The following is a 12,231-nucleotide window of genomic DNA, read 5'->3' as shown; positions in this document are numbered from 1 at the left end:
GAAAGGCCGGGTATTTCGGAGGTCTCATTTCCCGTTGGCGGGATGAAAGCGATCCATCAATTGCTTGAACTCCGAATCCGACTGTGTCGCCTGCCAATCGGGGTAGCTGACATAAACGAGTGCGGACCCGTCCTCGGCGGTCTCATAGACGACCTTCGTGCCCTTTTCGATGAAGATCATCTCACCGGGCCGACCCGTCACCGACTTGCCGTCGAAATGGATCGTGATCGCGCCGCGCGTGATGTAGAGCACCTCGTCATATGAAAAAGACCATTCCATTCGTTCACCAGCCACCTCGAACCTGGCATAGCCGGCTGTCATCGATGAACTGTTCTTCGGGCCAATCGCATCAGCCACAAATACTTTCAGGTCCTGATATTGAAGTTCCTCGAGGCTCTCGTTTTTGAGAAGCTGGACTGTCATCTGTTCTGCCTTTGGTTTGATAGTCATGACTATGAAGCGAGTGTCATAGAGACAGCGAGAATGCCGACCGCTATGACAAACCCCTCGTGACATCGAAGCAATAGACAGTCCCCAAATACCTCCACAATGGAGGAATTTATCCTATTACTCTCGCTGACAGCCAAATACTGCTCATTTGAGACCTGTTAGCGCGACGGCATCACCACACGGTGAGGGTTTTGACTCAATGAAGGTGTTGATCACCGGCATGTCTGGGACCGGGAAGTCGACAGTCGTCGAGGCGATGGCGAAAGCCGGGTGGCGCGCGGTTGACCTCGATGTCAATGGCTGGTCGCACTGGGTGCCTTGCGAGGGGAACCCTACCGGCGCCACACCCGGATACGACTGGATGTGGGACGAGGCGAGGCTTGTCGAGCTTCTCACTGAGGCGACCGATGAGCCGCTCTTCCTTGCCGGCTGCGGGCCAAACATGGGTCTTTTCACCTCCCTATTCGACCGAATCATTCTTCTTAGCGCCCCCGCCGAAGTCTTGTTGGCGCGCGTTGCCGTGCGCACGAACAACCCCTACGGCAAGACAACGGCCGAGGCTGAACGAATTGTCGCGAATCTAGAGGAAGTCGAACCGCTGTTGCGCCGGATCGCGACAAACGAAATCGATGCCACGCAAAGCCCTGAAGTCGTCCTTGATGCAGTGGTGTCCGCTGCAAACTAGGCTTGGGGAACGATGGCCATGCTACAATTGCCTCCGTCGGTAAAGGTGCCCACCCGCCGGCCCTTCTTACCGGAGACCGGACCCGCACTTTCACTACGCATAACCCGCCATTCACCGACGATTGTGCGATGCTTTACTACGCCCGTTCGATGCCTGCTTTGCGGATGCAGCGGAGGTTGCTGATGTATCAGCGGACGGCCATGACAGCGATGGCGATTCGACAGTCTTTGTCGAGGAGAGATGAGACGGGTAAACCTGTCGAAGCTGGCCCGGGCTTCTGATAATGGCTATGCCGCACCATCATGTTGCCGTGAAGCTCCTCGGCCGACGCGCCGCCAACGTAGTGCGCTGTCAACTTGACGACGTTCGCAAAGGACATGCCCGTCGATTCAAGGTCCTTCGAGATCCTGGACATGATCGCGCTCGTCTGGGTGACGAGATCGCCTTGGGGGTCCGCGTGTACTCCAGTGACGAAACGCTGAACGCCATCATCCCGCGCGTAGAGCCTACCCTCTTTGCTACGATGATCAGTTTCGCTGACTGATACGTCTCGCCGGGAAAACGCCAGGTCCGCCGCCACTAGGCCGTGCGCATGGTCCCCGCAAAGCACTATCCCATCTGCCAAAGAAATGAATGCCGAACCGCCTGTCGCCAACAACGTGTGAGCAGAGCCGGCAAAACACTTGGAAGCGAACCACTGATCGGAGATGAGATTGCGCGCATAAAGGTTCTCGGCCCGAAGGGTAGCCTCGATGTCAGTGACCGCTTCGGCGAGTGTCTGGCCCTTATCCGGCTTTGCTCGAACGAACGCCCAGGTCACATCGTCAGCATCGACGATTTCAATTGCTGATGATGCAGCAGAGGTCTTTCGCGGCTGCGATCCCGTCGCTGCGAACACGTCGACCTCAATCATCATGCCGTCGTAGTAAAAGTGCGGTACTTGGATCGGCAAGATGATCGCCTGCGGATTGCGTTCACGGATCAACGCAAGCGCGGCTGCGCCATCGCCAGGTGAGTTTGCCGCGAAGTAGACGTTGAGTTTCCCGATCTCGGTCTGATCGAACCTGCCACGTGGAACCACGGCTTCGATCATGTCACAAACAAACTGCGCCTCTGATACAAGGTCGTTGGGAGCGACAACATTTCCCTCACGGTCGAGCGGACACTGGCCGCATGTCCACCCAAGACTGCCGTCCCGCACCAGCATGGAAACGCTGACGTCTTCTTGCATGGCAAAGACATCAAATGGCACGTAAAGCCGTGTGCTCATCCATGCTCCTCAGTCTGATTCCAGGGTACAGTATTCGGCAAATGAAAGAGCCGGCAAGGCTCTTAGATAGCGGCATTGACTCAAAGCGGTTGTCAGCAGCAAAGCGCTCATAAGGAGCGCTGCCTTAACAACGCGGCGGCGAAGGCTTTCCTACAGCTTTCATGGCCCGGTCATCGTGGGCCGGAGCATCGGTACCGATAGCTTGAAGCTTGTGCAGGACCTGGGCTGACGCGCGCCGACGGCGACCAACCAGACCCTGAGGTCGGGCCCCCTCCCCACCCCAGCCGAACCTTTCCAAACGACAGACACGGCCCGGTCGCTTGGGGAGTTCCCGCCGGCGCTGTTCACCGGTTGCTGATGCAATCGTGATGAATGGCCGGGTCGCACGAAGTCATAATCTCGATCAGGCCCCTATGGTCGAACCTCGCACGGCGGATTGCGCCGGCAAAAACGTTGGCGACTTGTGAGGCCTCGCGCAGGATTGCGCTTCAGGAGTGAGATCGTCACGCGAAAGGCGCAGTCATGACATCGGCTAGCAGTTCCAGATCCAACCACTTCTCCGCCAACATCTTTCGGGCCCAAATCTCCCTGGCCCGCATCTGCCTCGTCGGGGTGTTGGTGATTTTCGCATCGTTCTGGACCGATGCCCTGCGAGCCCAGCAGACGACAGCGCTGTCGGATCACGTGATTGAGACCTTCGGCACGCCTCCGCCGATCCCCGAGGGCCCGCTGTCCGAGGAGCTGGAGACCGCCGTAAAGGTGGCCTTCGTTGACAGCATGGCCCGCCCGGGCTGGGGAAGCGATCAGACCTTGGCACTTGCCGAGATCTCGGACTCGGACGACCCTCGCCTCGCCTGGCTGATCAGCGATCTCTTGCGCTTCGCCGGCGGACGCGAACTGAACGCGCTACTCACGGCTGCCGCCTCCGATCTGCTGGGTAAGGACTTTCAGACCCAGAACGCCTGGGGAGTCGTGACTGACCATCTGATCGCCTGGGACATTCCGGCGCCGCCTGATTATCTCGAGGTAAAACGGGCGATCTACACGAGTATCATTCCCGGCTGGGACAGGATCTTTGTCGAAGGCGATATCGACTGGAGATACGTCTCGTGGGGCGGCGTGCTGATCGACAATCGTCCTCACGACGCGACCGACGAGGTCTGCAATTGCATCCCCGCCGCCGACAACCCGGAAGTGAGCAGCGCGGAGGACGCGACCTGGCTGAACGACGACGATGTCGTCTTCGGTATTACGATAAACGGTGAATCACGGGCCTATCCGCGCCGCATCATGGAGGTGCGCGAGATGGTCAACGACACCCTGGGCGGACGCGATCTCGGAATCCCCTACTGCACGCTGTGCGGAGCCGCGCAGGCCTACTTCACCGACGAATTGCCCGAGGGCGTCGAGCGGCCGATTCTGCGCACCTCGGGACTTCTCTATCGATCCAACAAGGTCATGTACGACCTCACCACTTACTCCGTCTTCGACACCTTTCTGGGTCACGCCGTGACGGGCCCGCTTGCGGAGAAGAATATACAGCTGAGGCAAGCCACCGTCGTCACGACCGACTGGGGCCGCTGGAAGAGAGATCACCCGGAAACGACGGTACTGGTCGAACGGCTGGCTCTGGGTCGCGATCCGGACTTTCGCAACACGAGAGATGCGAACGGGCCGATCTTTCCGGTCGGCGACGTCGATCCGCGTCTACCGGTGCAGGAGGACGTAATCGGGGCGATCACGGCCTCCGGCAAGCCGGTGGCGTTTCAACGAAGCAGCGCGCTCTTGGCTCTGCGGAATGGCGAGGAGATCGCTTTCGAGAACGTCCGCCTGGAACTCGATGCCGGCGGTATCAGGGCCGTGGATGCCGACGGTTCCGACATAGGAAGCCATCAGGCCTTCTGGTTTGCCTGGTCGCAGTTCTATCCTCAAACGGCACTCTGGCCTGAATGACGCGCTGCGCAGCTTCAGCAGAGAGGCTCCCGCTCCAAGCTCGGCCGTCGACATAGTATCGGATTCAGATCAAGCTGAAGCCTCTTCGAGCGGGAGAGGGTTTTGTCTCAGGACGGGTCGAACGGCTACGACGCGGTTGCCGAAGACTTCATGCGTCTTCGCTCCTCGAGCGGGCTCGCCACGGTCCGAGAGTGGGCCACCGCGCTTCCTCGCGGAGGATCGGTCCTCGACGTGGGGGCCGGCTCCGGCGAGCCGCTGACGGCGGCTCTTGTCGACGACGGCTTCGATGTCTGTGCTGTCGAAGCCTCCCCCAGGATGGTCGCGGCCTTCCGGCGCCATCTGCCCACCGTTGAGATCGCGTGCGAACCCGCCGAATGCAGCCGCTTCTTCGAACGGACGTTCGATGGAGCGATCGCGATCGGGCTGCTCTTCCTGCTGCCGGAGGACAGACAGTGCAGCCTGCTCCGGAAGATAGCGGGCGCGCTCAAGCCGCGCGGCAGCCTTCTGTTCTCGGCGCCCCGTCAGGCCTGCAGCTGGGTGGACCATCTGACCGGCCGAGAGTCGACCTCGCTCGGCGCCAAGCAGTACCGCCGCCTTCTCGCCGGCTCCGGACTGCGGGTGACGCGCGAACATCTCGACGAGGGCGAGAGCTACTACTACGAAGCCTGGAAAGAGCCCGCTCGGCCGGCCGCATAGCTTCAGAGCTTGCTCAAGCGGAAGCCCCGTACGCCGCAATCAAGACGCCGGAGCTGTAGGTCAGCGCTTTCCTGCGACAATGCGATCCAGAATCAAGGCACAGAACAGGATCGCGAGACCGGCCAGGAGGCCTTGGCCCGCGGCGGCGAACTGCAGCGCCTCCAGCACGTCCTCGCCCAGGCCCTGCGCCCCGATCAGCGAGGCCACGACGACCATCGCAAGCGACAGAAGGATCGTCTGGTTCACGCCGGCCATGATCGTCTTGGCGGCCAGGGGTAACTCAACGCGCCAAAGCAGATAGCGGGGGCTCGCACCAAAGGCCAAAGCGGCCTCGCGCACCGTCTCGGGCACCTGCTGCAGGCCCAGAACCGTGAAGCGGATCACCGGGGGAGACCCGAAGATCATCGTCGCCACCACGCCGGCCGGCTTGCCCGAGCCGATGAAGGCCACCACGGGGATCAGATAGACGAAGCTCGGCATCGACTGCATGAAATCCAGGATCGGCCGAACGACGGCGAAAGCGCGGGGTCTGCGGGCGCAGAAGATGCCGAAGGGGATGCCGAGGGAGATCGAGATCAGCGCCGCCGCACCGAGCAGCGCGACAGTCGTCATCGCCTTCTCCCAAAAGTCCAATAGCCCCAGGTAGGCCAGGGCCGCTCCGGTGAAGATCGCGACGCGCGGGCCTGCAGAGAGGTAAGCGAGCATCAGGATCACGAAGGCGACGACCGGCCAAGGCGTGTCCACCAAGACCACCTCGATGGCGTCCAGCAGGCTCCGCATGCCCGTGGTAATCGAGTCGAAAACGCCGCGTCCGGCAGTGCGTAACCAGTCGAACCCGTTCTGCAGCCAATCCCCGACGGCCAGCCGCCAATCGCGATTGGTCGGAAAACTTCCCAAGACTGCAAAGGCACTGGGCTGGGCGAACTGAATCGTCGAGAGGGCGACCGTACCGGCAAAGAGAGCAGCCGCAATCGCCATCCGTTTCATCGACCAGCCGTGGGCCACCGTGCGATCCGAACGCCAGCGGGAAAACTGGTGCTCAAGCGTCCAATTGGCCAGCGCTGCCTCGCCGAACTTGATGACGGCCAGCGCGACGAGGCCGAAGGCAACGAACCAAAGGCCGGTCGCATCGGCCGCCGTGGCCGCGGCCTGCGCATCGACCAGCGCACCTTCGAGAGACTCGGCGGCACGCCGCAGGCTTTCGACCGTAGAGGTGTTGCCGGCGTTCTCGGCAGCCTCGATCTGTTGATAACGCAGATCGAGCGTCGCCTGGATGCTCGCCGCCCGCGCGCGTTCCGCCGCACCGAGGTCACCGAACACCCCCATACCGATCTGGATGAAGGCGGCCGTCTCCAGCACCAGCATACCCAGGAACCAACTCCAAAGCCCCCGCGCGCCGAACCAGATCGGCCCGAGCAGACCGGCAGCCCAGTTGAGAGAGAACTGATAGCCGGGCGCCCGCAACATGGCATCGAACGCGCGGCGGTAGTAGGACGCGTTCCGGCCGACGAACTCCTCGATAAGGGGCTCCAGCCGAGTGATGTCGCTGTCGCGCGTCTCCGCCATGGCTCCGCCCCTACCCCTGATTTTCCTTGATCGCCCGGATCAGCCCCGAACGGTTGATGACACCTACCGTCTTGCCGTCGGCCACCACCTTCACGATGCCTGATCCCTCGATACAGAGATCCATCAAGCTAGAGAGATCCATCTCCGGATGCGCTTCCTTCACATCCTCGGGCAACGCGCCGTTCTGCGCCTTGAACTGATCGAACGGCGTCATGACCGAATGGGCGAAGATCATGTTGAGTTTGGAGATGCCCGCGACGAAGTCCGACACGTAGTCGTCGGCGGGATCGAGGATGATCTCCTCCGGCGTGCCGATCTGCACGATGCGCCCGTCTTTCATGATCGCGATGCGGTGACCGATGCGGATCGCCTCGTCGAGATCGTGGGTGATGAACATCGTGGTCTTCTTCAGCTCGCGGCTGAGCTGCATGAACTGATCCTGCAGCTGCTTGCGGATCAGCGGATCGAGCGCCGAAAAGGGCTCGTCCATGAGGAGGATCTCCGGGTCGGAGGCGATGGCGCGCGCCAAACCGACACGCTGCTGCATGCCGCCGGAAAGCTCGTGGGCGTACTTGTCCTCCCACCCGGTCAGCTCGACCATCTCCAGCACCCGGTCAGCCTCGGCCCAGCGCCGGGCCTTGCCGGCGCCGCGAATTTCCAGCGGCATCGCCACGTTGTCGCGGACGGTCCGGTGCGGCATCAGGCCGAAGTTCTGGAACACCATCGCGACCTTGTGATTGCGCAGCTCGCGCAAGTCTTCCGAGCCAAGCCCCATCACGTCTTCGCCGTCGATCAGGATGTGTCCCGCCGTGGGTTCCAGCAAGCGGTTGACGTGACGCACCAGGGTCGACTTGCCGGAGCCGGACAGACCCATGATGCAGAAGAGTTCGCCCTCGGCGATCTGGAAGGTGGCATCGGCCACGCCGACCACGCAGCCGAAACGCGACAGGACCTCAGCCTTGCCGAGGCCTTCCGAGTGGATGGCCGCAAGTGCCTCCTCAGCCCGGTCGCCGAAGACCTTCCAAACGCCCCGCGCGTCGATTGCGTGCTCACTTGCCAAAGTGACGCCCCCACTGTCGCCTGGCTCGTCCCCCAGAGCGCGCGCCTTGGCCGCCCAGGGGGACTTTCACCTGCGCCTGTCGATCAGTTCAGGCCGAGCCAGCCGTCGACGACTTCACTATTGGCCTCGATCCAGGCCGCCACGGCTTCGTCGATCGCCCGTCCCTGCTCGACGACGCTGTAGGTCAGAGCCGACAGCTCGGTCGCCTCCATATCGATGTTGGCAAGGAACGAAGCGGCGACCGAATTGCGCTCTTCGAGCGAGTTGGAGAAGGCCACGTGGACCTTCTTCACCTCGTCGCCGGTCATGATCGAACTTTCCTCGAACCAATTCGCGGACTCGTCGGCCGAGACCATGTTGTAGAGGGAGGCGACGAAACTCGGTTCCTCGATCATGGTCACGTCGTAGAGCGCATGCACGAAATGCGGACTGTAGCAGTAGAAGGCGGTTCCCTGGCGATTGGCGATAAGATCGCGCAGGCGGGCATAGAAGACCGCTTCATCCTCGGTCGTGGGCGTCAGAAAGCTTTGGATTCCGTAGTCGCGCACCTTGACTAGATTGATGTTGGTTGAGGCCCAGCCGGAGGCACCGACCCAAATCTCCCCCATGCCGTCCCCGTCGCTGTCGAAGAGATCCTGCGCCTGCGGCGTCGCGAGATCGTAGATGGTGCGAATGTTGTGCTCTTCGGCCATGTAGGTCGGAACGCAAAGTCCCGTGCGGCCCTCGTAGGAGCCGGAGGAGAGAGTCACGTTCGCCGCATACTGCTCCACGAAGCTCTGCTGATTGGGCAACCAGACATCAGGATGCACGTCGATGTCGCCACGCCCGCCGTCCATCGCCGCAAAGATTACGGCGTTGGCTCCAGGCGCATAGCCCACCTCGCCGCCGAGGCGCGTTTCGATCACCTGGCCGATCAGGTTGGCCATGATGCGGGCGCCAGGCCAGCTCGGCTCGCCGATCATCACCCGTTCCTGCGCCATCGCCCCCGTCGTACCAAGACTGAGAACCACTGCGGCGGTCACTTGTGTCAGTCTGTTCATTCTATCGCTCTCCCTGTCCCATGAACGGTTATGCTCTCGCCCGGCTGCGTTGCGGGTCTATGAAAGGGACGTCCGCAACGCGCGCGCCAAGGCGCTTCATGCGGCCGTCGAGTTGCCCGATTTCCAGCCTGGTTTCGTTTTCCGAATGCTCGACAGCGAGCCGCGCCATGGCGATGCTGCATTCGAGCGACGGTGAGTAGGTGGCCGAGGTCACCACACCGACCTGGCGCTCCGCGGCAAAGACCGGAGCACCGTGAGCCGGCACGTCGCTGCAGGCCAGAATCAGCCCCTTGAGGACCCGACGCGGGTTCTCGGCATTGCGCTGCAGCGCCGCCTTTCCGGTGAAGTCGGATTTGGAGAGATCCACGGCGAAACCGAGACCGGCTTCGAAGGCATCGACACCCGGCGCGAACTCGGCGTTGGCGGAGGCCAGTCCCGCTTCGATCCTGATCGTCTCCAGCGCTGCCGACCCCATTGGCGTAATCCCGAAGGCCTCTCCGGCCCGCATGACCGCATCCCAGATCGCCACCGCATCGCTCTTTGCACAGAAAATCTCGTAGCCCAACTCGCCGGTGTATCCCGAGCGGGACAGCATGAAGGGCGCCCCCTCGCGGTCGTTCAGGCGTGCGATGGTGACACCGAACCACTTGAGCTGATCCAACGTCGGCACATGCGGTTGTGTAAAGACGATCTCGCGCAGCAGGTCGCGCGACTTCGGCCCTTGAAGCGCGAGGTTCGGAAGCGCATTGCGCAGGGCGTGGATACGCACCTGATAGCCGCGATCCCTGGCCAATTCCTCCAGCGCCCGACCGCTTTCTTCGGAGCCGCAGCACCAGCGGAAAAGACTGTCTCCCAGGCGAAAGAGCGTCCCGTCATCGATAACCGAGCCGGTCTCGTCGCACATCAGCGTGTAGGACCCGCGCCACACGGGCAGCTTCGCCACGTTGCGCGTCGTCGCCTGCTGCAACAGCTTTTCCGCATCCGGGCCTACCACATCGTATTTACGCAGCCCGCTCATGTCCTGAAGGGTCACGGCGCTTCGGCAGGCCCAGTACTCACCCAACGCGCCGTAGGACGGAAAGCTGACGGGCAGCCACAGGTCCCGAACCGGCGCGAAGTGCTGCGTCAGCGGCTCCAGACGTTCGTGAAACGCGGACTCCTGGCTGATCGACATCGGCGCGTCTTCCCTTTCCCGATAGCCGACGGCCCGGCGGATCGGGGCACCGGACCGATAGATCCGCACATGCACATCGGTCGGATTCCAACCGTTAATGGGATCGATGTCGTCCGGGCAGGCGGTCGACACGCAAACGAGACTCTCAAGGGCGCACAAGGCGACGTAATCGCCGGGGCGAGAGTGACTCTCCTCCGTCAGCAGGTGATGCCCCTGCGGATCGATCCAGGTGTTCCAGAAGAAGTTGACCGCCGGCCAAGCGGAACGACGCGCCACGCCAAACGGCGACAGCGCATCCGAGATGTTGTCGGAACAGTTGGCATGGCCGGGGAAGCCCCGTTCCTCGTAACCGCGCGCCGTACAGGCCAAACCGAAGGTGTCATGCCGGCCGCAGGTGTCCTGCACCACTCTTAGAAGCGGACGCATCTCCTGATCGAAGAATTTGTCCAGCAGTCCGGGGCCGGGATAGCTCCGCCGCACCAGCGAGCGCGTCGCAGTGCTGTCGATCCCCCACTCCTCGCCCTTGTCCAGCCCGTCCGCGCGCAACGCGACGAAATCCGAACACTGCTGACCTTCGATGTCGACGATCTGGATGACTTCTCCCGGCGCGACCTCATAGGCGCGACCGGTGCCGCGGCTGACGGTGAACTCCTCGCGAATCTCACCCAGTTCGGGCGGAAGAACGGGACCGCTCCGCATCGCGGGGCGATGCGCGACCGTAACCGCCCCTCGGCCGGCGCCCGAAACCAACTGCTCGCGCCCAGCCAGTCTCAGGATCCAGAGCGTCGCGGCGTCCCCTGCCTTGAGGACCAAGGGGGCATGGTCGCCGGCTGGGATTGCGGCTGTGGGAATAGGGGCCGTCGTGTCGCCGCCCTGCGCCGCGATCCAGCCCAAGAACGGCGCGCAGTCGCAGTCCCCGACGCTCAGAGATGTCGAGGCTTTCAAGCTCAGGGAGGCCAGCGCCGCCTCACCCCTCGGGCCGAAGGCAGCCACCTGAAGGTCTCCCTCGGCCCAAGGTCCGGTCAAGGACACAAGATCGCCGGTCCGGACCTTCAGACGTAGGACCTCGCGTGGCGCGAGGCTGTGAAGCGATCCCTGCTGCGCCTTGGGGAAACCGGCAAAGGACCGACCGGACGAAAGAAGTCCGATGTTGGTGAAGTCGTGGATAACGGCCTGGTTCGACATCGTTTTCCCGAAGAACAACGAATGTAACCAGTTACACAGGTTGTTGAAACTAGTTTCATGTGTCAAGTTTTTTGAAATTGTCTTTCACATCCGCGCAAAACTGAAAGAGACGTGCCGGAAGAGCTGAACAAGAAGCGCGCGAACCTGAGGGATGTCGCCCGAGCCGCCGGGGTCTCCGTCGCAACGGTTTCGCGTGTCCTGAACAGTCCCGACGTCGTCTCGGAAGACACGCGCCGGAAGGTTCAGAGCGTCATCGACTGCCTGCATTTCGTGCCCAGCGCGGCAGCGCGCGCGATCAATTCCGGGCGCACGCGGGTCGTCGGCGCCCTGGTATCGACCCTGGATAACGCGATCTTTGCCAAATTCCTGGCGGCTCTGGAGCAAGAACTGGACAGGTCCGGCCTGTCCCTCGTCGTCGCGACCACGGAGGGAAATCTGGAGACCGAGGCGGAGAAAGCGCGGCGCCTCGTCGATATCGGTGCCGAGGCGTTGATCGTCTCAGGGATCACCCACAGCCCGGCCTTCGACGCCCTGGTTGCGCGCACGCGTTTGCCCGCGATCGCTACCTCCTACTACGACAAGGACTACGCCCTGCCCACCATCGGTTACGACAATGCGGCGGCGTCCCGACTGGCCTTGCAGTTTTTGTATGATGCCGGACACCGGCAAATCGCCGTCATCCACGGTCCCGCCGAAAACAACGATAGGACCCGGGCACGTCTCGCCGGGCTCGAAGCCCTGGCCCCGGACATCGAGATCCATAGCTTCGAAACCGACATCACTTTGGCGGGCGGCGCACTCGCCGTGCAGAATCTGCTCGCCGTCAAGACAGCCTGCACGGCGGTTCTCTGCACCTCGGATGTGCTGGCCTTGGGCGCTTTGCTTGGGTTGCAGAGACGTGGACTGACCGTACCGACGGACATCTCGTTGGTCGGGATTGACGACCTGCCCGCCTCCTCACTCACCCTACCCGGCATCACCTCGGTGCATCTGCCGGTGGCCAGAATGGGTCGGATGGCGGCGGAGGCAGCGGTCCAGTGGATCGAAGACGACGTCTTTCCGGAGTCGAAACTGATCGAGGTCGAGTTGATCGTTCGGGGATCCACGCGCGAGATCGCGTGAACGCCGCGCGCCGGTCGCGCTCGGCCCCTC

General features: G+C 62.3%; 10 protein-coding genes. 4 read left to right on the top strand and 6 right to left on the bottom strand.

Annotated features, from left to right (window positions below; translation table 11 throughout):
• Positions 1-24: 24 nt before the first annotated feature.
• Positions 25-423, bottom strand: coding sequence for a cupin domain-containing protein (locus tag ACO054_RS06900; protein WP_421709703.1), 399 nt, complete (start codon positions 421-423; stop codon positions 25-27).
• A gap of 226 nt (positions 424-649) precedes the next feature.
• Here ACO054_RS06900 and ACO054_RS06895 point away from each other — a divergent pair, with 226 nt between their 5' ends.
• Positions 650-1,135: an AAA family ATPase gene (locus ACO054_RS06895; RefSeq protein WP_421709702.1), complete on the top strand. Its 486-nt coding sequence runs from the start codon at positions 650-652 to the stop codon at positions 1,133-1,135.
• A gap of 187 nt (positions 1,136-1,322) precedes the next feature.
• Here the strand turns inward: ACO054_RS06895 and ACO054_RS06890 are convergent, their stop codons facing one another.
• Complete coding sequence (locus ACO054_RS06890) at positions 1,323-2,405, bottom strand: hypothetical protein (RefSeq protein ID WP_421709701.1); 1,083 nt, start codon at positions 2,403-2,405, stop codon at positions 1,323-1,325.
• Positions 2,406-2,927: 522 nt separating this feature from the next.
• Between ACO054_RS06890 and ACO054_RS06885 the strand changes: the two genes are divergently transcribed.
• Entirely contained in the window at positions 2,928-4,358 is a 1,431-nt protein-coding gene (locus ACO054_RS06885) for a DUF3179 domain-containing (seleno)protein (protein WP_421709700.1), read from the top strand.
• A gap of 102 nt (positions 4,359-4,460) precedes the next feature.
• Positions 4,461-5,054: a class I SAM-dependent methyltransferase gene (locus ACO054_RS06880; protein WP_421709699.1), complete on the top strand. Its 594-nt coding sequence runs from the start codon at positions 4,461-4,463 to the stop codon at positions 5,052-5,054.
• Between the two features lie 60 nt (positions 5,055-5,114).
• Here ACO054_RS06880 and ACO054_RS06875 read toward each other — a convergent pair whose 3' ends face one another.
• The 4 genes from ACO054_RS06875 to ACO054_RS06860 form a co-directional block, all read right to left on the bottom strand.
• Positions 5,115-6,620 carry an ABC transporter permease gene (locus ACO054_RS06875; protein WP_421709698.1) on the bottom strand — a complete coding sequence of 502 codons (1,506 nt, stop codon included), beginning with the start codon at positions 6,618-6,620 and terminating at the stop codon, positions 5,115-5,117.
• A 10-nt stretch (positions 6,621-6,630) separates the two neighbouring features.
• A complete protein-coding gene (locus ACO054_RS06870) occupies positions 6,631-7,680 on the bottom strand; it encodes a quaternary amine ABC transporter ATP-binding protein (protein ID WP_421709697.1) in 1,050 nt (349 codons plus the stop codon).
• Positions 7,681-7,763: 83 nt separating this feature from the next.
• Positions 7,764-8,720 (bottom strand): glycine betaine ABC transporter substrate-binding protein, encoded by a 957-nt coding sequence (locus ACO054_RS06865; protein ID WP_421709696.1) that lies wholly within the window; start codon positions 8,718-8,720, stop codon positions 7,764-7,766.
• 28 nt (positions 8,721-8,748) lie between these two features.
• Positions 8,749-11,079, bottom strand: a complete 2,331-nt coding sequence (locus ACO054_RS06860; RefSeq protein ID WP_421709695.1) for a DUF1989 domain-containing protein — start codon at positions 11,077-11,079, stop codon at positions 8,749-8,751.
• 111 nt (positions 11,080-11,190) lie between these two features.
• Here ACO054_RS06860 and ACO054_RS06855 point away from each other — a divergent pair, with 111 nt between their 5' ends.
• Entirely contained in the window at positions 11,191-12,201 is a 1,011-nt protein-coding gene (locus ACO054_RS06855; RefSeq protein ID WP_421709694.1) for a LacI family DNA-binding transcriptional regulator, read from the top strand.
• The last annotated feature ends 30 nt before the right edge of the window (positions 12,202-12,231 follow it).

It is taken from the genome of Algihabitans sp. (genome assembly GCF_965226985.1).
In the GTDB taxonomy this organism is placed as follows: domain Bacteria; phylum Pseudomonadota; class Alphaproteobacteria; order Kiloniellales; family DSM-21159; genus Algihabitans.
This window is presented reverse-complemented; position numbering and strand designations above follow the sequence as displayed.